The sequence below is a fragment of the Enterobacter sp. HK169 genome, from assembly GCF_001719105.1.
In the GTDB taxonomy this organism is placed as follows: domain Bacteria; phylum Pseudomonadota; class Gammaproteobacteria; order Enterobacterales; family Enterobacteriaceae; genus Enterobacter; species Enterobacter asburiae_B.
Genome location: NZ_CP017087.1, coordinates 2,917,374 through 2,935,602 on the forward strand (window position 1 = coordinate 2,917,374; position 18,229 = coordinate 2,935,602).

Annotated in this window: 18 protein-coding genes; 17 read left to right on the top strand and 1 reads right to left on the bottom strand. The window is 53.8% G+C overall.

Features of this window, described 5'->3' with window-relative positions; all coding sequences use genetic code 11:
* Positions 1-593 precede the first annotated feature (593 nt).
* The 16 genes from atpI to phoU all read left to right on the top strand — a co-directional run bounded on the left by atpI (position 594) and on the right by phoU (position 15,967).
* Positions 594-974 carry a F0F1 ATP synthase subunit I gene (gene atpI, locus EnteroDNA1_RS13880; RefSeq protein ID WP_008500194.1) on the top strand — a complete coding sequence of 127 codons (381 nt, stop codon included), beginning with the start codon at positions 594-596 and terminating at the stop codon, positions 972-974.
* 8 nt (positions 975-982) lie between these two features.
* Entirely contained in the window at positions 983-1,798 is an 816-nt protein-coding gene (atpB, locus tag EnteroDNA1_RS13885) for a F0F1 ATP synthase subunit A (RefSeq protein WP_023309789.1), read from the top strand.
* Between the two features lie 49 nt (positions 1,799-1,847).
* On the top strand, positions 1,848-2,087 hold the full coding sequence (gene atpE / locus EnteroDNA1_RS13890; protein WP_000429386.1) for a F0F1 ATP synthase subunit C: 240 nt from the start codon (positions 1,848-1,850) through the stop codon (positions 2,085-2,087).
* Between the two features lie 48 nt (positions 2,088-2,135).
* A complete protein-coding gene (atpF, locus tag EnteroDNA1_RS13895; protein WP_014072436.1) occupies positions 2,136-2,606 on the top strand; it encodes a F0F1 ATP synthase subunit B in 471 nt (156 codons plus the stop codon).
* 14 nt (positions 2,607-2,620) lie between these two features.
* Positions 2,621-3,154, top strand: a complete 534-nt coding sequence (atpH, locus tag EnteroDNA1_RS13900; RefSeq protein ID WP_023309790.1) for a F0F1 ATP synthase subunit delta — start codon at positions 2,621-2,623, stop codon at positions 3,152-3,154.
* 12 nt (positions 3,155-3,166) lie between these two features.
* Complete coding sequence (atpA, locus tag EnteroDNA1_RS13905; protein WP_006808751.1) at positions 3,167-4,708, top strand: F0F1 ATP synthase subunit alpha; 1,542 nt, start codon at positions 3,167-3,169, stop codon at positions 4,706-4,708.
* Between the two features lie 51 nt (positions 4,709-4,759).
* A complete protein-coding gene (atpG, locus tag EnteroDNA1_RS13910; RefSeq protein WP_008500191.1) occupies positions 4,760-5,623 on the top strand; it encodes a F0F1 ATP synthase subunit gamma in 864 nt (287 codons plus the stop codon).
* 31 nt (positions 5,624-5,654) lie between these two features.
* The gene (atpD, locus tag EnteroDNA1_RS13915; RefSeq protein WP_006177559.1) at positions 5,655-7,037 is read left to right on the top strand and encodes a F0F1 ATP synthase subunit beta; all 1,383 of its coding nucleotides are present in this window, start codon (positions 5,655-5,657) and stop codon (positions 7,035-7,037) included.
* Between the two features lie 20 nt (positions 7,038-7,057).
* A complete protein-coding gene (locus tag EnteroDNA1_RS13920) occupies positions 7,058-7,477 on the top strand; it encodes a F0F1 ATP synthase subunit epsilon (RefSeq protein ID WP_006177560.1) in 420 nt (139 codons plus the stop codon).
* 138 nt (positions 7,478-7,615) lie between these two features.
* Positions 7,616-8,986, top strand: a complete 1,371-nt coding sequence (glmU, locus tag EnteroDNA1_RS13925; protein ID WP_048976513.1) for a bifunctional UDP-N-acetylglucosamine diphosphorylase/glucosamine-1-phosphate N-acetyltransferase GlmU — start codon at positions 7,616-7,618, stop codon at positions 8,984-8,986.
* 238 nt (positions 8,987-9,224) lie between these two features.
* On the top strand, positions 9,225-11,054 hold the full coding sequence (gene glmS / locus EnteroDNA1_RS13930) for a glutamine--fructose-6-phosphate transaminase (isomerizing) (RefSeq protein WP_023309792.1): 1,830 nt from the start codon (positions 9,225-9,227) through the stop codon (positions 11,052-11,054).
* A 321-nt stretch (positions 11,055-11,375) separates the two neighbouring features.
* Positions 11,376-12,416: a phosphate ABC transporter substrate-binding protein PstS gene (gene pstS / locus EnteroDNA1_RS13935; protein ID WP_008500186.1), complete on the top strand. Its 1,041-nt coding sequence runs from the start codon at positions 11,376-11,378 to the stop codon at positions 12,414-12,416.
* Between the two features lie 128 nt (positions 12,417-12,544).
* Positions 12,545-13,504, top strand: a complete 960-nt coding sequence (pstC, locus tag EnteroDNA1_RS13940) for a phosphate ABC transporter permease PstC (protein ID WP_023309793.1) — start codon at positions 12,545-12,547, stop codon at positions 13,502-13,504.
* On the top strand, positions 13,504-14,394 hold the full coding sequence (pstA, locus tag EnteroDNA1_RS13945) for a phosphate ABC transporter permease PstA (RefSeq protein WP_023309794.1): 891 nt from the start codon (positions 13,504-13,506) through the stop codon (positions 14,392-14,394). The genes pstC and pstA overlap by 1 nt, the downstream gene beginning before the upstream one ends.
* Before the next feature lie 47 nt (positions 14,395-14,441).
* On the top strand, positions 14,442-15,215 hold the full coding sequence (gene pstB, locus EnteroDNA1_RS13950) for a phosphate ABC transporter ATP-binding protein PstB (RefSeq protein WP_010426574.1): 774 nt from the start codon (positions 14,442-14,444) through the stop codon (positions 15,213-15,215).
* Between the two features lie 26 nt (positions 15,216-15,241).
* Entirely contained in the window at positions 15,242-15,967 is a 726-nt protein-coding gene (gene phoU / locus EnteroDNA1_RS13955; protein ID WP_008500182.1) for a phosphate signaling complex protein PhoU, read from the top strand.
* Positions 15,968-16,060: 93 nt separating this feature from the next.
* Here phoU and yieH read toward each other — a convergent pair whose 3' ends face one another.
* Complete coding sequence (gene yieH, locus EnteroDNA1_RS13960) at positions 16,061-16,726, bottom strand: 6-phosphogluconate phosphatase (RefSeq protein ID WP_045888256.1); 666 nt, start codon at positions 16,724-16,726, stop codon at positions 16,061-16,063.
* 164 nt (positions 16,727-16,890) lie between these two features.
* On the opposite strand from yieH, the gene adeP reads away from it, so the two are divergent.
* A complete protein-coding gene (gene adeP, locus EnteroDNA1_RS13965; RefSeq protein WP_023309797.1) occupies positions 16,891-18,228 on the top strand; it encodes an adenine permease AdeP in 1,338 nt (445 codons plus the stop codon).
* Position 18,229: the final 1 nt, after the last annotated feature.

The window sequence follows — 18,229 nt, forward strand, 5'->3', positions numbered from 1 at the left end:
TTGTGCTGTTCTTCGCATGTTAAAAAACAGCACAAATACAGAGGATTTACCGGCGGTCTTTTAACCTCTTTTTCACTAAGGTTTTTCTTATGGTTAACCTGGCGACTTTTATTCACCGAGAAGATAGTCATCTGTGAAAATATAAGTCTGCTAAAAGTGGAAGGCAGTAACCAGAACCCAATGTTAATTATTTATTAAGAATGTCAATAAAACGTTTTTATTGTGTACTGGGCTGTTTTGAAAATAGTTACGACATTTTGCGTTTAATTTCATAAAGATAAGTTTGCGCGATTTGCGCCTTTGATAAATACAACCTTATCGCAAATGTGTGTTTTGTGATCTCGTGCACGCTTTATCGCCAACGTTTTCGCGCTGTTTGCAGTTTTAGTCGAAGGTTGACGCTTTCAGCGAAAGTTAAAAAATAGCGGTGGGGAAAAATATTTAAACATTTATTCACCTTTTCGCTACTTAATGTTTGAAATCACGGGTGCGCACCGTATAATTTGACCGCTTTTTGATGCTTGACTCTGAGCCTTAAAGGACGTTTTATACGACACGCGGCATACCTCGAAGGGAGCAGGAGTAAAAACGTGATGTCTGTGTCGCTCTTGAGTAGAAACGTTGCTCGTAAGCTTCTGTTCATTCAGTTTCTGGCTGTGATAGCAAGTGGACTGCTGTTTAGCCTCAAAGACCCCTTCTGGGGCATCTCCGCCGTGTGCGGGGGTTTGGCGGTTGTGCTGCCAAACGTGTTGTTTATGATTTTTGCCTGGCGTCATCAGGCGCATACACCTGCCAAAGGCCGCGTGGCCTGGTCCTTCGCCCTCGGCGAAGTGTGTAAGGTGTTGCTGACCTTTGCTCTACTGGTGATGGCGCTGGCGGTTTTGAAAGTGGTCTTCATGCCGCTGATAGCAACGTGGGTTTTGGTGCTGGTGGTACAAGTTCTGGCTCCAGCTGTAATCAATAACAAAGGGTAAAAGGCATCATGGCTTCAGAAAATATGACGCCGCAGGATTACATAGGTCACCATCTGAATAACCTTCAGCTGGACCTGCGTACATTCTCGCTGGTGGATCCACATAACCCCCCGGCCACCTTCTGGACGATCAACATCGACTCCATGTTCTTCTCGGTGGTTTTGGGTCTTCTGTTCCTGGCCATGTTCCGCGGTGTTGCTAAACGAGCGACCAGCGGTGTACCAGGGAAATTCCAGACTTTCATCGAAATGATCATCGGCTTCGTCCATGGCAGCGTCAAAGACATGTACCATGGTAAGAGCAAGCTGATTGCTCCGCTGGCCCTGACCGTGTTCGTGTGGGTCTTCCTGATGAACCTGATGGACCTGCTGCCAATCGATCTGCTGCCGTTCATCGGCGAGCACATCTTCGGCCTGCCTGCGCTGCGTGTTGTACCGTCTGCGGACGTGAACATCACCCTGTCGATGGCGCTGGGCGTATTTATCCTGATTCTTTTCTACAGCATCAAAATGAAAGGCGTAAGCGGCTTTGTGAAAGAGCTTACCTTGCAGCCGTTCAACCACTGGGCGTTTATTCCGGTCAACCTGATCCTGGAAGGCGTTAGCCTGCTGTCCAAACCTGTTTCACTGGGTCTGCGACTGTTCGGCAACATGTATGCGGGTGAGCTGATTTTCATTCTGATCGCGGGTCTTCTGCCGTGGTGGTCACAGTGGATTCTGAATGTGCCATGGGCCATTTTCCACATCCTGATCATTACGCTGCAAGCCTTTATCTTCATGGTTCTGACGATCGTCTATCTGTCGATGGCGTCTGAAGAGCACTGATTTTTTACCAACACTACTACGTTTTAATTGAAACAAACTGGAGACTGTCATGGAAAACCTGAATATGGATCTGCTGTACATGGCTGCCGCTGTGATGATGGGTCTGGCGGCTATCGGTGCTGCGATCGGTATCGGCATCCTCGGGGGCAAATTCCTGGAAGGCGCAGCGCGTCAACCTGATCTGATTCCTCTGCTGCGTACTCAGTTCTTTATCGTTATGGGTCTGGTGGATGCTATCCCAATGATCGCTGTAGGTCTGGGTCTGTACGTGATGTTTGCTGTCGCGTAGTAGTTGTTTTAAAACCCTAAGCCACAGAAATTAAAGAGGTATTGTGCTGTGAACATGAACGCAACAATCCTCGGCCAGGCCATCGCGTTTATTCTCTTTGTCTGGTTCTGCATGAAGTATGTATGGCCGCCTTTAATGGCTGCCATCGAAAAACGTCAGAAAGAAATTGCTGACGGTCTGGCTTCCGCAGAACGCGCTAAGAAAGATTTGGACCTTGCACAGGCCAACGCGACAGACCAGCTGAAAAAAGCGAAAGCTGAAGCTCAGGTAATCATTGAACAGGCTAACAAACGCCGTTCTCAGATCCTGGACGAAGCCAAAGCTGAAGCAGAACAGGAACGTACTAAGATCGTGACACAGGCTCAGGCAGAAATTGATGCTGAGCGTAAACGTGCTCGTGAAGAACTGCGTAAGCAGGTTGCGATTCTGGCTGTTGCTGGCGCCGAGAAGATCATCGAACGTTCCGTGGATGAAGCTGCTAACAGCGACATCGTGGACAAACTTGTCGCTGAACTGTAAGGAGGGAGGGGCTGATGTCTGAATTTGTTACGGTAGCTCGCCCCTACGCCAAAGCAGCTTTTGACTTTGCTGTCGAACACCAAAATGTCGATCGCTGGCAGGATATGCTGGCGTTTGCCGCTGAGGTGACGAAAAACGAACAAATGGCTGAGTTGCTTTCCGGTGCGTTAGCACCTGAAACTCTCGCCGCGTCGTTTATCGCCGTGTGCGGAGAGCAACTGGATGCCAACGGCCAGAACCTGATTAAGGTGATGGCAGAAAATGGTCGTCTCCGTGTGCTCCCGGATGTTCTCGAGCAGTTTGAGCACTTACGTGCCCTTAGTGAAGCAACCGCTGAAGTCGAAGTGACTTCTGCGACTGAACTGAGTAATGAACAGCTTGCGAAAATCACCGCCGCGATGGAAAAACGTCTGTCACGCAAAGTTAAGCTGAATTGCAAAATCGATAAGTCTGTAATGGCAGGCGTAATCATCCGTTCGGGTGATATGGTCATTGATGGCAGCGTACGCGGCCGTCTTGAACGCCTTGCAGACGTCTTGCAGTCTTAAGGGGACTGGAGCATGCAACTGAATTCCACCGAAATCAGCGAACTGATCAAGCAGCGCATTGCTCAGTTCAGTGTTGTGAGTGAAGCTCACAACGAAGGTACTATTGTTTCTGTAAGTGACGGTGTTATCCGCATCCACGGCCTGGCCGATTGTATGCAGGGTGAGATGATTTCCCTGCCGGGTAACCGTTACGCTATCGCACTGAACCTGGAGCGCGACTCCGTAGGTGCAGTTGTGATGGGTCCATACGCTGACCTCGCCGAAGGCATGAAGGTTAAGTGTACTGGCCGTATTCTGGAAGTGCCGGTTGGCCGTGGCCTGCTGGGTCGCGTTGTTAACACCCTGGGTGCGCCAATCGACGGTAAAGGTCCGGTTGAGCACGATGGCTTCTCCCCAATCGAAGTTATCGCACCAGGCGTTATCGACCGTCAGTCCGTAGATCAGCCTGTTCAGACAGGTTATAAGTCCGTTGATGCCATGATCCCAATCGGTCGTGGTCAGCGTGAACTGATCATCGGTGACCGTCAGACCGGTAAAACCGCGATGGCTATCGACGCCATCATCAACCAGCGTGACTCCGGTATCAAATGTGTGTACGTGGCTATCGGCCAGAAAGCGTCCACCATTTCTAACGTGGTTCGTAAACTGGAAGAGCACGGCGCACTGTCTAACACCATCGTTGTGGTAGCAACTGCGTCTGAATCTGCTGCACTGCAATACCTGGCGCCATATGCCGGTTGCGCAATGGGCGAATACTTCCGTGACCGCGGTGAAGATGCACTGATCGTATACGATGACCTGTCTAAACAGGCTGTTGCTTATCGTCAGGTTTCCCTGCTGCTCCGTCGTCCACCTGGACGTGAAGCGTTCCCTGGCGACGTATTTTACCTCCACTCTCGTCTGCTGGAGCGTGCTTCCCGCGTTAACGCGGAATACGTCGAGAACTTCACCAAAGGTGAAGTGAAGGGTAAAACGGGCTCTCTGACCGCTCTGCCGATCATTGAAACCCAGGCGGGTGACGTTTCTGCGTTCGTTCCGACTAACGTAATCTCCATTACCGATGGTCAGATCTTCCTGGAAACCAACCTGTTTAACTCCGGTATTCGTCCGGCGGTTAACCCGGGTATCTCCGTATCCCGTGTTGGTGGTGCTGCTCAGACCAAGATCATCAAGAAACTGTCCGGTGGTATCCGTACCGCGCTGGCACAGTATCGTGAACTGGCTGCGTTCTCTCAGTTCGCATCCGATCTGGACGAAGCAACCCGTAAACAGCTGAGCCACGGTCAGAAAGTGACCGAGCTGCTGAAGCAGAAACAGTACGCACCAATGTCTGTTGCTCAGCAGGGCCTGGTACTGTTCGCGGCTGAACGCGGTTACCTCGAAGATGTGGAACTGGCGAAAATCGGTAGCTTCGAAGCCGCTCTGCTGGCTTACGTCGACCGTGATCACGCTCCGCTGATGCAAGAGATCAACCAGACCGGTGGCTATAACGACGAAATCGAAGGCAAGCTGAAAGCTATCCTCGATTCCTTCAAAGCAACCCAATCCTGGTAATCGTCCGGCGGCTTGTCTCAGGACAAGCCGCCTGGCATTGAGGAGAAGCTCATGGCCGGCGCAAAAGAGATACGTAGTAAGATCGCAAGCGTCCAGAACACGCAAAAGATCACTAAAGCGATGGAGATGGTCGCCGCTTCCAAAATGCGTAAATCGCAGGATCGCATGGCGGCCAGCCGTCCTTATGCAGAAACCATGCGCAAAGTGATTGGTCACCTTGCGAACGGTAATCTGGAATATAAGCACCCTTACCTGGAAGAACGCGACGTTAAGCGCGTGGGCTACCTGGTGGTGTCGACCGACCGTGGTCTGTGTGGCGGCTTGAACATTAACCTGTTCAAAAAACTGCTGGCGGATATGAAAGCATGGTCTGAAAAAGGCGTTCAGTGCGATATCGCAATGATCGGCTCTAAAGGCGTCTCTTTCTTTAACTCCGTTGGTGGCAATATTGTCGCTCAGGTGACAGGTATGGGTGATAACCCGTCCCTGTCCGAACTGATCGGCCCGGTTAAAGTGATGTTGCAGGCCTATGATGAAGGCCGTCTGGACAGACTGTACGTTGTCAGCAACAAATTCATTAACACCATGTCTCAGGTTCCAACGCTCACTCAGATGCTGCCATTACCGGCATCAGAAGATGACGAGCTGAAGCAAAAAGCCTGGGATTACCTGTATGAACCCGATCCGAAACCGCTGCTGGATACCCTGCTGCGTCGTTACGTTGAATCTCAGGTTTATCAGGGCGTTGTAGAAAACCTGGCCAGCGAGCAGGCCGCACGAATGGTGGCGATGAAAGCCGCGACCGATAATGGCGGCAGCCTGATTAAAGAGCTGCAGTTGGTTTACAACAAAGCTCGTCAGGCCAGCATTACTCAGGAACTCACCGAGATCGTCTCGGGGGCCGCCGCGGTTTAACCAGGTTTACGAATTACGTAGAGGATTCAAGATGGCTACTGGAAAGATTGTCCAGGTAATCGGCGCCGTGGTGGACGTCGAGTTCCCTCAGGACGCCGTACCACGCGTGTACGACGCGCTTGAGGTACAGAATGGTAACGAGAGCCTGGTGCTGGAAGTTCAGCAGCAGCTCGGCGGCGGTATCGTGCGTACCATCGCTATGGGTTCTTCCGACGGTCTGCGTCGTGGTCTGGAAGTAAAAGACCTTGAGCACCCGATCGAAGTCCCGGTAGGTAAAGCAACACTGGGTCGTATCATGAACGTATTGGGTCAGCCAATCGACATGAAAGGCGACATCGGTGAAGAAGAGCGTTGGGCTATCCACCGCGCGGCACCTTCCTACGAAGAGCTGTCCAGCTCTCAGGAACTGCTGGAAACCGGTATCAAAGTTATCGACCTGATGTGTCCGTTCGCGAAGGGCGGTAAAGTCGGTCTGTTCGGTGGTGCGGGTGTTGGTAAAACCGTAAACATGATGGAGCTGATCCGTAACATCGCGATCGAGCACTCCGGTTACTCCGTGTTTGCGGGCGTAGGTGAACGTACTCGTGAGGGTAACGATTTCTACCACGAAATGACCGACTCCAACGTTCTGGACAAAGTATCCCTGGTTTACGGCCAGATGAACGAGCCACCTGGAAACCGTTTGCGCGTTGCGCTGACCGGTCTGACGATGGCTGAGAAGTTCCGTGATGAAGGCCGTGACGTTCTGCTGTTCGTTGATAACATCTACCGTTACACCCTGGCCGGTACGGAAGTATCTGCACTGCTGGGTCGTATGCCTTCAGCGGTAGGTTATCAGCCTACGCTGGCGGAAGAGATGGGTGTTCTTCAGGAACGTATCACCTCTACCAAAACCGGTTCTATCACCTCCGTTCAGGCGGTATACGTACCTGCGGATGACTTGACTGACCCATCTCCAGCAACCACCTTTGCGCACTTAGATGCAACCGTGGTACTGAGCCGTCAGATCGCGTCTCTGGGTATCTACCCGGCCGTTGACCCGCTGGACTCCACCAGCCGTCAGCTGGATCCACTGGTTGTTGGTCAGGAACACTACGACACCGCGCGTGGCGTACAGTCCCTGCTGCAGCGTTACCAGGAACTGAAAGACATCATCGCCATCCTGGGTATGGATGAACTGTCTGAAGAAGACAAACTGGTGGTAGCACGTGCGCGTAAGATCCAGCGCTTCCTGTCCCAGCCGTTCTTCGTTGCGGAAGTATTCACCGGTTCTCCGGGTAAATACGTTTCCCTGAAAGACACCATCCGTGGCTTTAAAGGCATCATGGAAGGCGAATACGATCACCTGCCGGAGCAGGCGTTCTACATGGTTGGTTCCATCGACGAAGCCGTGGAAAAAGCCAAAAAACTTTAACGCCTTAATCGGAGGGTGATATGGCAATGACTTACCACCTGGACGTCGTCAGCGCAGAGCAACAAATGTTCTCTGGTCTGGTCGAGAAAATCCAGGTAACGGGTAGTGAAGGTGAACTGGGTATTTTCCCGGGTCACGCACCGCTGCTCACCGCCATTAAGCCTGGTATGATCCGCATCGTTAAACAGTTCGGTCACGAAGAGTTTATCTATCTCTCCGGCGGCATTCTTGAAGTGCAGCCTGGCAGTGTGACCGTTCTGGCCGATACCGCTATCCGTGGACAGGATCTCGACGAAGCGCGAGCCCTGGAATCGAAGCGTAAGGCTGAAGAGCACATTAGCAGCTCTCATGGTGACGTGGATTACGCTCAGGCGTCTGCGGAGCTGGCCAAAGCGATCGCGAAACTGCGCGTTATCGAGTTGACCAAAAAAGCGATGTAACACCGGCTTGAAAAGCACAAAAGCCAGTCTGGATACCAGGCTGGCTTTTTTTTTCGGCCTTAATTCATGATGAAAAAGATGTAGAATTTTAAGCATCAAACGTTTTTACTTCACACTCAAACTACCGTCAGGATGCGTATGTCAAACAGTGCGATGAGCGTGGTGATCCTTGCCGCTGGCAAAGGGACCCGCATGTATTCCGATCTGCCTAAGGTGCTCCACACGCTTGCAGGAAAGCCAATGGTGCAGCATGTCATTGATGCAGCGAACGAACTGGGTGCCGGTCAGGTCCACCTGGTCTACGGCCACGGCGGCGATCTGCTTAAAAAGACGCTGAGCGATGACAAGCTCAACTGGGTGCTTCAGGCCGAACAGCTGGGCACAGGCCATGCGATGCAGCAGGCTGCGCCTTTCTTTGCGGATGACGAAGACATTTTGATGCTCTACGGCGATGTCCCGCTGATCTCCGTTGAAACCCTGACTCGCCTGCGTGAAGCCAAACCGCAGGGCGGTATCGGTTTGTTGACCGTCGTGCTGGACGATCCAAGCGGTTATGGCCGCATCACCCGTGAAAACGGCAACGTCACGGGTATTGTTGAGCATAAAGATGCCAGCGACGAACAGCGCCAGATTCAGGAGATCAACACCGGTATTCTGATTGCCAATGGCGCGGACATGAAGCGCTGGCTGTCTCAGCTCAACAACAACAACGCACAGGGTGAATTCTACATCACCGACATCATTGCGATGGCGTACCAGGAAGGACGTGAGATTGCGGCGGTTCATCCGGCGCGCATCAGCGAAACCGAAGGGGTGAATAACCGTCTTCAGCTTTCCCGCCTGGAGCGCGTTTATCAGTCCGAGCAGGCCGAAAAACTGCTGCTGGCGGGCGTGATGCTGCGCGATCCGGCGCGTTTCGATCTGCGTGGTTCGTTATCTCACGGTCGTGACGTTGAAATTGATACGAACGTTATCCTCGAAGGTCACGTCACGCTGGGCAATCGCGTCAAAATTGGCGCCGGCTGCGTGATTAAAAACAGCGTCATCGGCGACGACTGCGAAATCAGCCCGTACAGCGTGGTAGAAGATGCTCGTCTGGATGCGGCCTGTACCATCGGCCCGTTTGCGCGTCTGCGCCCGGGCGCTGAGCTGCTGGAAGGCGCTCACGTGGGTAACTTCGTGGAGATGAAAAAAGCGCGTCTGGGTAAAGGCTCGAAAGCCGGTCATCTGACCTATCTGGGCGACGCGGAAATTGGCAATAACGTGAATATTGGTGCAGGGACTATTACCTGTAACTATGACGGCGCGAATAAGTTTAAAACCATCATCGGTGACGACGTGTTTGTTGGATCCGATACGCAGCTGGTGGCGCCTGTTACCGTGGGTAACGGGGTGACCATTGCCGCCGGAACAACCGTTACGCGCGATGTGGCCGAGAACGAGCTGGTGTTAAGCCGCGTGCCGCAGGTCAGTAAGCAGGGCTGGAAACGCCCGGTGAAGAAAAAGTAACGGATTTACCCCTCACCCTAACCCTCTCCCCACAGGGGAGAGGGGATCGTTCGGTGCGGTGTTTTTCTCCCTCGCCCCTTTGGGGAGAGGGCCGGGGTGAGGGGATAATATAATCCTCCCCCCACAAGCAGTACCCATAAAAATAACCCCACTCTCTACAAGGCTCGGGGTGCCCGGAAAGGGTAAATACAGGTCAGCGACAACGCAGGCATAATGCCTAAATTCGGAATCTAAAATTATGTGTGGAATTGTTGGCGCAGTTGCGCAGCGTGATATTGCTGAAATCCTTCTCGAAGGTTTACGTCGTCTGGAATACCGTGGTTACGACTCTGCCGGTCTGGCTGTCGTCGATGCAGAAGGTCATATGACCCGTCTGCGTCGTCTCGGTAAAGTGCAGATGCTGGCCCAGGCCGCGGAAGAACATCCGCTGCACGGTGGTACCGGTATTGCGCACACCCGCTGGGCGACGCACGGCGAACCGTCTGAAGGTAACGCGCACCCGCATGTGTCTGAACACATCGTGGTCGTGCACAACGGCATTATCGAAAACCACGAACCGCTGCGCGAAGAACTTAAAGCGCGCGGCTACACCTTCGTCTCTGAAACTGACACCGAAGTGATTGCTCACCTGGTGCACTGGGAGCTGGAGCAGGGCGGTACACTGCGTGATGCGGTGCTGCGTGCTATCCCTCAGCTGCGCGGTGCGTACGGTACGGTGATCATGGATTCCCGCGATCCGTCCACATTGCTGGCCGCGCGTTCCGGTAGCCCGATGGTTATCGGTCTGGGCATGGGCGAAAACTTCATCGCTTCTGACCAGCTGGCGCTCCTGCCGGTTACCCGTCGCTTTATCTTCCTCGAAGAGGGTGATATCGCGGAAGTGACCCGTCGCAGCGTGACCGTCTTCGATACCAAAGGCGAGCAGGTGAAACGTCAGGAGATCGAATCGAATCTGCAGTACGACGCGGGCGACAAAGGCGCTTACCGTCACTACATGCAGAAAGAGATTTACGAGCAGCCAAACGCCATCAAAAACACGCTGACCGGGCGCATCAGCCACGGTGAAGTGGATCTGAGCGAGCTGGGCGCAAACGCGAACGAACTGCTCGGCAAGGTCGAGCATATTCAGATCGTGGCCTGCGGCACCTCCTACAACTCCGGTATGGTTTCTCGCTACTGGTTTGAATCCCTGGCGGGCGTGCCGTGCGATGTGGAAATCGCGTCTGAATTCCGCTATCGCAAATCCGCGGTGCGTCGTAACAGCCTGATGATCACCCTTTCCCAGTCCGGCGAAACGGCGGATACGCTGGCAGCTCTGCGTCTGTCTAAAGAGCTGGGTTACCTGGGCTCGCTGGCTATCTGTAACGTCCCTGGCTCATCGCTGGTGCGTGAGTCCGATCTGGCGCTGATGACCAAAGCGGGCACAGAAATCGGTGTGGCCTCCACCAAAGCGTTTACCACTCAGCTGACCGTTCTGCTGATGCTGGTGGCGAAGCTTGCGCGTCTGAAAGGTGAAGATGCGTCCGTTGAGCACGACATCGTTCACGGCCTGCAGGCGCTGCCGAGCCGTATTGAGCAGATGCTGTCTCAGGACAAACGCATTGAAGCGCTGGCGGAAGATTTCTCTGACAAACATCACGCCCTGTTCCTGGGTCGTGGCGATCAGTATCCGATTGCGCTGGAAGGCGCGCTGAAGCTGAAAGAGATCTCCTACATTCACGCTGAAGCCTATGCGGCTGGCGAGCTGAAGCACGGCCCGCTGGCGCTGATTGACGCGGATATGCCGGTCATCGTTGTGGCACCAAACAACGAACTGCTGGAAAAACTGAAGTCTAACATCGAAGAAGTGCGCGCCCGCGGCGGTGTTCTGTACGTCTTCGCCGACAAAGATGCCGGTTTTGTCAGCAACGACAACATGCATATCATCGAGATGCCGCATGTGGAAGAGGTGATTGCACCAATCTTCTACACCGTTCCGCTGCAGCTGCTGGCCTATCACGTTGCGCTAATCAAAGGTACCGACGTTGACCAGCCGCGTAACCTGGCGAAATCGGTTACCGTAGAATAATCCCTTCAGGCTCCACCTTCGGGTGGAGCTTTTTTATCCTGCCCGGCTTGTTTTTAATCAATCCTTTCTCGTTTTTAATAATGACAATTTGTCATCTTCAGCTACTTTTTTCAGTGTCACATAAAGAAAATATTTCTGAAAACGCCTTGTCATAAAAGCGGCTAACGCGATGAAAAATAAGCTTTATTTTGCTTGTTTTTAAGTGAAATTTTCGTTGTCATAAAACTGTCATAATTCGTACATTTATCTGTCACCTGTTTGTCCTATTTTGCTCATCGTAGCCACTAAACAACGATTTACGAAAATCTTGCAGGAGACATTATGAAAGTTATGCGTACCACTGTCGCAACTGTTGTCGCCGCGACCTTATCTCTGAGCGCGTTCTCTGTATTTGCAGAAGCAAGCCTGACTGGCGCTGGTGCAACCTTCCCTGCGCCGGTGTATGCCAAATGGGCGGATACCTACCAGAAAGAAACCGGTAACAAGGTTAACTATCAGGGTATCGGCTCCTCCGGTGGCGTTAAACAAATTACCGCGAACACTGTTGATTTCGGCGCATCAGACGCTCCGCTGTCTGATGACAAGCTGGCTCAGGAAGGCCTGTTCCAGTTCCCTACCGTGATCGGCGGTGTGGTTCTGGCCATCAACCTGCCGGGCGTGAAGTCGGGTGAGCTGGTGCTGGACGGCAAAACGCTGGGTGACATCTACCTGGGCAAAATCAAAAAATGGGATGACGAAGCGATCGCTAAACTCAACCCAGGCCTGAAGCTGCCTTCTCAGAACATCGCCGTGGTTCGCCGCGCGGATGGTTCCGGTACCTCTTTCGTGTTCACCAGCTACCTGGCAAAAGTGAACGAAGAGTGGAAATCTAAAGTCGGCTCCGGCTCTACCGTTAACTGGCCAACCGGTCTGGGCGGTAAAGGTAACGACGGTATCGCCGCGTTCGTACAGCGTCTGCCTGGCTCAATTGGTTACGTAGAGTATGCGTACGCTAAGCAGAACAACCTGTCCTACACCAAACTGGTTTCAGCCGACGGCAAACCGGTTAGCCCGACCGAAGAGAACTTTGCTAACGCGGCGAAAGGCGCTGACTGGAGCAAATCCTTCGCGCAGGATCTGACTAACCAGAAAGGCGAAGGTGCATGGCCAATCACCTCTACCACCTTCATCCTGGTTCACAAAGAGCAGAAGAAACCTGAGCAGGGCGCCGAAGTGCTGAAGTTCTTCGACTGGGCGTACAAAAACGGCGGCAAACAGGCTAACGCCCTGGATTACGCTACCCTGCCGGACAACGTGGTTGAGCAGATTCGCGCTGCATGGAAAACCAACGTGAAAGACAGCAGCGGTAAAGCGCTGTACTAACAGGATATATTTAACGAAGATGGCGGGTGGCGCTATGCTTACCCGCCCTACGGTTTAAGCTGTAGGCCCGGTAAGCGTCAGCGCCACCGGGCATATTCGTAAAAACGTCTCAAACAGAAGAGTAATTTATGGCTGCAACCAAGCCTGCATTTAACCCTCCGGGTAAAAAAGGTGACATGATTTTCAGCGCGCTGGTGAAACTGGCTGCGCTGATTGTGCTATTGCTGCTGGGCGGCATTATCGTGTCTCTGATTTTCTCCTCATGGCCGAGCATCCAGAAATTCGGTTTTTCCTTCCTGTGGACCAAAGAGTGGGACGCGCCGAACGATATCTACGGTGCCCTGGTACCGATTTACGGCACGCTGGTGACCTCGTTCATCGCCCTGCTGATTGCGGTTCCGGTGAGCTTTGGTATTGCCCTGTTCCTGACGGAGCTGGCACCGGGCTGGCTGCGACGCCCGCTGGGTATTGCCATCGAACTGCTGGCGGCTATTCCAAGTATCGTTTACGGCATGTGGGGCCTGTTCATCTTTGCTCCGCTGTTCGCAACGTATTTCCAGGAACCGGTCGGTAACGTGCTTTCTGCCATTCCGTTTGTGGGTGCCCTTTTCTCTGGCCCGGCTTTCGGTATCGGCATTCTGGCGGCAGGTGTGATCCTCGCCATCATGATTATTCCGTACATTGCGGCGGTTATGCGCGATGTCTTCGAACAAACGCCGGTGATGATGAAAGAGTCGGCCTACGGCATCGGCTGCACCACCTGGGAAGTTATCTGGCGCATTGTCCTTCCGTTCACCAAAAATGGGGTGATCGGGGGCGTGATGCTGGGCCTGGGTCGTGCGCTGGGTGAAACCATGGCGGTCACCTTTATCATCGGTAACACCTACCAGCTCGACAGCGCGTCGCTCTACATGCCGGGTAACAGTATTACCTCGGCGCTGGCGAATGAATTTGCGGAAGCGGAATCCGGGCTGCACGTGGCGGCGCTGATGGAGCTGGGTCTGATTCTGTTCGTTATCACCTTCATTGTTCTGGCGATTTCCAAGCTGATGATTATGCGCCTCGCTAAAAATGAGGGGGCACGCTAATGGCAACTCTCGAAATGCAAGCTACCGCTGAACTGGCGGAATCCCGCCGCAAAATGCAGGCCAGACGCCGCATGAAAAACCGTATTGCCCTGTCGCTCTCTATGGCGACAATGGCGTTCGGCCTGTTCTGGCTGGTCTGGATCCTCTTCTCGACGGTCGTTCGCGGGATTGACGGGATGTCCCTGTCGCTGTTCACCGAAATGACGCCACCGCCGAACACGGCGGGTGGTGGCCTGGCGAATGCCCTGGCGGGCAGCGGCTTGCTGATCCTCTGGGCGACGGTCTTCGGCACGCCGCTGGGCATCATGGCGGGTATCTACCTGGCTGAATACGGTCGTAAATCCTGGCTGGCGGAAGTCATTCGCTTCATCAACGACATTCTGCTGTCTGCTCCTTCTATCGTCGTGGGTCTGTTTGTTTACACCGTGGTGGTGGCGCAGATGGAACACTTCTCGGGCTGGGCGGGTGTGATTGCCCTGGCGCTGCTGCAGGTGCCGATTGTTATTCGTACCACCGAGAACATGCTGAAACTGGTGCCGGACAGCCTGCGTGAAGCGGCTTATGCGCTGGGTACGCCGAAATGGAAGATGATCTCTGCGATTACGCTGAAGGCGTCTGTATCCGGCATCATGACCGGTATCCTGCTGGCGGTTGCGCGTATCGCGGGTGAAACGGCGCCGCTGCTGTTTACGTCTCTCTCCAATCAGTTCTGGAGCACGGACATGATGCAGCCGATCGCCAACCTGCCGGTGACGATCTTTAAATTTGCGATGAGCCCATTCGCGGAATGGCAGCAGCTGGCCTGGGCCGGGGTGCTGATCATTACCCTTTGCGTACTGTTGCTGAACATTCTGGCGCGCGTCATTTTCGCGAAGAAGAAACACGGTTAATTTTTTACGGCGCGGCAGCTCGCGGCGCCGAATGAGGAAATGAGTCAATGAGTATGGTTGATACTGCCCCGGGTAAGATTCAGGTTCGTGATTTGAACTTCTACTACGGCAAATTCCATGCCCTGAAGAACATCAACCTGGATATCGCGAAGAACCAGGTCACGGCATTTATCGGTCCGTCCGGCTGTGGGAAATCCACGCTGCTGCGTACCTTTAACAAAATGTATTCGCTCTATCCGGAGCAGCGCGCTGAGGGTGAAATCATCCTGGACGGTGAAAACATTCTGACCCAGGCGCAGGATATCGCCCTGCTGCGCGCCAAAGTGGGGATGGTGTTCCAGAAACCAACGCCGTTCCCGATGTCCATTTATGACAACATCGCCTTTGGCGTGCGTCTGTTTGAAAAACTCTCCCGTGCCGATATGGACGAGCGCGTGCAGTGGGCTTTGACCAAGGCCGCATTATGGAACGAAACCAAAGATAAGTTGCACCAGAGCGGTTACTCTCTCTCCGGTGGTCAGCAGCAGCGTCTGTGCATTGCGCGCGGTATTGCTATTCGCCCGGAAGTGTTGCTGCTGGATGAGCCGTGTTCAGCGCTGGACCCGATCTCAACCGGCCGTATTGAAGAGCTGATCACCGAGCTGAAGCAGGATTACACCGTGGTTATCGTGACCCATAACATGCAGCAGGCTGCGCGTTGTTCCGATCACACGGCGTTTATGTACCTGGGCGAGTTGATTGAGTTCAGCGATACGGACGCGCTGTTCACCAGGCCCGCGAAGAAACAAACCGAAGATTATATTACTGGCCGCTACGGTTGATTTGCCTTAGTGCATGTGGAGAAACCATGGACAACCTCAATCTTAATAAACACATTTCCGGCCAGTTCAACGCAGAGCTGGAAAGCATTCGCACCCAGGTAATGACCATGGGCGGCATGGTCGAGCAGCAGCTTTCTGATGCGATTACGGCAATGCACAACCAGGACAGCGAGCTGGCGAAGCGCGTCATTGAAGGCGACAAAAACGTCAACATGATGGAAGTCGCTATCGACGAGGCCTGCGTGCGCATTATCGCGAAACGTCAGCCGACGGCGAGCGACCTGCGTCTGGTGATGGCGATCATCAAAACCATCGCCGAGCTGGAGCGTATTGGTGACGTTGCGGATAAAATCTGCCGCACCGCGCTGGAGAAGTTCTCTCAACAGCACCAGCCCCTGCTGGTGAGCCTGGAGTCGCTGGGCCGCCACACCGTGCAGATGCTGCACGATGTGCTGGATGCTTTTGCGCGTATGGACCTGGACGAAGCGGTGCGTATCTACCGTGAAGACAAGAAGGTCGACCAGGAGTATGAAGGCATCGTGCGTCAGCTGATGACCTACATGATGGAAGATTCACGTACGATCCCAAGCGTACTGACCGCCCTGTTCTGCGCGCGCTCTATTGAGCGTATCGGCGACCGCTGCCAGAACATTTGCGAATACATCTTCTACTTCGTGAAAGGTCAGGACTTCCGTCACGTGGGCGGCGACGAGCTGGACAAGCTGCTGGCGGGTAAAGATCCGAAAGAGTGATTTTACCCTCACCCTTACCCTCTCCCACAGGGAGAGGGGACAATTCGGTTTTCTCCCTCTCCCCAGGGGAGAGGGTCGGGGTGAGGGGAAAACTCAGCGAGTAATATCCCACCCGCGCGCCTTCCACAGCGCTGGCAGCTGCGCCAGATCGGTAAAGGTCGTGACATTGGGATGATCGATCGGCTTGTTGTGCGGGTCGGCGCAGAAGTAAAACACCTCCATCCCCGCATCAATCCCCGACTGCGCGCCCGCAGACGAGTCATCCACCAGAATGCAGTTCTCTACATTGACGTTCATCGCTTTTGCCGCATGGAACATCAGCGCCGGGTCTGGCTTCCAGCGCTGGATATCGTAGCCGCTGAACAGTTTTTCCGGGAAATGGTGCAACATCTCAAGCTTGCCCAGCGAGTGCTGCATTTTGCTGACCGGGCCGTTAGAAACGACGCAGACTGGCACCGTCATCGCATCCAGCAACGCGTTAGCTCCGGAGATAACCTCCAGCTCGGAGTCGAACAGGCGTGCGACCTCGGCGCGGTACACCGGTTCCAGATCGGCTTTCGCCAGATCCACACCGTGTTCTTCGTTAATGATGTCGATGATCTCGTAGAGCTTTACGCCCTTAAAGCGTTTAAACACCTCTTCGAGTTCCAGCGTAATGCCAAATTCCTGGAACATGGTGACATACGCGCGGGAACAAATGACCTCACTGTCGACCAGCGTACCGTCGCAGTCGAAAAATACCGCTTCAATTCCGGACATGCCTTTCCCTTTTAACAAGTTTAACGTTTACGTACGGCAGTTCGCCGGCACGCAATCGTTGCCGTATAAGCAAAATCAATGAAAAAAGTATCACGTAACCGCCACTATTGTCGCATTTTGGTATAGGATAGCGACGAATTTTCCCTCCTTGTTCGGAATTGATGATGAGTCAACAACACACTACCCAGACATCTGGTCAGGGTCTGCTTGAGCGCGTTTTTAAACTGCGCGAGCACGGCACAACGGCACGCACCGAAGTGATCGCTGGTTTCACCACCTTCCTGACGATGGTCTATATCGTTTTTGTGAACCCTCAAATTCTGGGCGTCGCTGGCATGGATACCAGCGCCGTCTTCGTGACAACCTGTCTGATCGCGGCTCTTGGCAGCATCCTGATGGGTGTGTTCGCTAACCTGCCTGTTGCGCTGGCACCGGCGATGGGCCTGAATGCGTTCTTCGCGTTCGTGGTTGTTCAGGCGATGGGGCTGCCGTGGCAGGTTGGCATGGGCGCCATCTTCTGGGGCGCGGTTGGCCTGCTGCTGCTGACCATTTTCCGCGTGCGTTACTGGATGATTGCAAACATTCCCGTGAGCCTGCGCGTGGGCATCACCAGCGGTATCGGTCTGTTCATCGGTATGATGGGGCTGAAAAACGCCGGCGTTATCGTGGCTAACCCGGATACGCTGGTGAGCATCGGTCACCTGACCTCTCATAACGTGCTGCTGGGCGTGCTGGGCTTCTTTATCATCGCGATCCTGGCTTCCCGTAATATTCACGCGGCGGTGCTGGTGTCCATCGTTGTCACCACCCTGCTGGGCTGGATGCTGGGCGACGTTCACTATAACGGTATCGTCTCCGCGCCACCGAGCGTCTCTACCGTGATTGGTCACGTCGATCTGGCGGGTTCCCTGAACCTGGGCCTGGCGGGCGTGATTTTCTCCTTCATGCTGGTCAACCTGTTTGACTCCTCCGGCACGCTGATTGGCGTGACCGACAAAGCGGGCCTGGCGGATGAAAAAGGGAAATTCCCGCGCATGAAGCAAGCGCTGTTTGTGGACAGCGTCTCCTCTGTGACCGGTGCTTTTATCGGAACCTCGTCCGTTACCGCGTACATTGAATCGTCTTCCGGCGTGTCCGTGGGCGGCCGTACCGGCCTGACGGCGGTGGTTGTGGGTATTCTGTTCCTGCTGGTGATCTTCCTCTCTCCGCTGGCGGGTATGGTTCCTCCGTATGCGGCAGCCGGCGCGCTGATCTATGTGGGGGTGCTGATGACCTCCAGCCTGTCACGCGTGAAGTGGGATGATTTAACCGAAGCGGTGCCGGCGTTTATTACCGCCGTGATGATGCCGTTCAGCTTCTCGATTACCGAAGGTATCGCGCTGGGCTTTATCTCTTACTGCGTAATGAAGATCGGTACCGGCCGCTTCCGCGACCTCAGCCCTTGCGTCATCGTTGTGGCGCTGCTGTTTGTGCTGAAGATTGTGTTTATTGACGCCAAATAAA

What these genes read in the sequence shown, in the direction of transcription:
- atpI (WP_008500194.1), top strand. Translation starts at nt 594, where the DNA reads ATGTCTGTGTCGCTCTTGAGTAGAAACGTTGCTCGTAAGCTTCTGTTC.
- atpB (WP_023309789.1), top strand. Translation starts at nt 983, where the DNA reads ATGGCTTCAGAAAATATGACGCCGCAGGATTACATAGGTCACCATCTG.
- atpE (WP_000429386.1), top strand. Translation starts at nt 1,848, where the DNA reads ATGGAAAACCTGAATATGGATCTGCTGTACATGGCTGCCGCTGTGATG.
- atpH (WP_023309790.1), top strand. Translation starts at nt 2,621, where the DNA reads ATGTCTGAATTTGTTACGGTAGCTCGCCCCTACGCCAAAGCAGCTTTT.
- atpA (WP_006808751.1), top strand. Translation starts at nt 3,167, where the DNA reads ATGCAACTGAATTCCACCGAAATCAGCGAACTGATCAAGCAGCGCATT.
- atpG (WP_008500191.1), top strand. Translation starts at nt 4,760, where the DNA reads ATGGCCGGCGCAAAAGAGATACGTAGTAAGATCGCAAGCGTCCAGAAC.
- atpD (WP_006177559.1), top strand. Translation starts at nt 5,655, where the DNA reads ATGGCTACTGGAAAGATTGTCCAGGTAATCGGCGCCGTGGTGGACGTC.
- EnteroDNA1_RS13920 (WP_006177560.1), top strand. Translation starts at nt 7,058, where the DNA reads ATGGCAATGACTTACCACCTGGACGTCGTCAGCGCAGAGCAACAAATG.
- glmU (WP_048976513.1), top strand. Translation starts at nt 7,616, where the DNA reads ATGTCAAACAGTGCGATGAGCGTGGTGATCCTTGCCGCTGGCAAAGGG.
- glmS (WP_023309792.1), top strand. Translation starts at nt 9,225, where the DNA reads ATGTGTGGAATTGTTGGCGCAGTTGCGCAGCGTGATATTGCTGAAATC.
- pstS (WP_008500186.1), top strand. Translation starts at nt 11,376, where the DNA reads ATGAAAGTTATGCGTACCACTGTCGCAACTGTTGTCGCCGCGACCTTA.
- pstC (WP_023309793.1), top strand. Translation starts at nt 12,545, where the DNA reads ATGGCTGCAACCAAGCCTGCATTTAACCCTCCGGGTAAAAAAGGTGAC.
- pstA (WP_023309794.1), top strand. Translation starts at nt 13,504, where the DNA reads ATGGCAACTCTCGAAATGCAAGCTACCGCTGAACTGGCGGAATCCCGC.
- pstB (WP_010426574.1), top strand. Translation starts at nt 14,442, where the DNA reads ATGAGTATGGTTGATACTGCCCCGGGTAAGATTCAGGTTCGTGATTTG.
- phoU (WP_008500182.1), top strand. Translation starts at nt 15,242, where the DNA reads ATGGACAACCTCAATCTTAATAAACACATTTCCGGCCAGTTCAACGCA.
- yieH (WP_045888256.1), bottom strand. Translation starts at nt 16,726, where the DNA reads ATGTCCGGAATTGAAGCGGTATTTTTCGACTGCGACGGTACGCTGGTC.
- adeP (WP_023309797.1), top strand. Translation starts at nt 16,891, where the DNA reads ATGAGTCAACAACACACTACCCAGACATCTGGTCAGGGTCTGCTTGAG.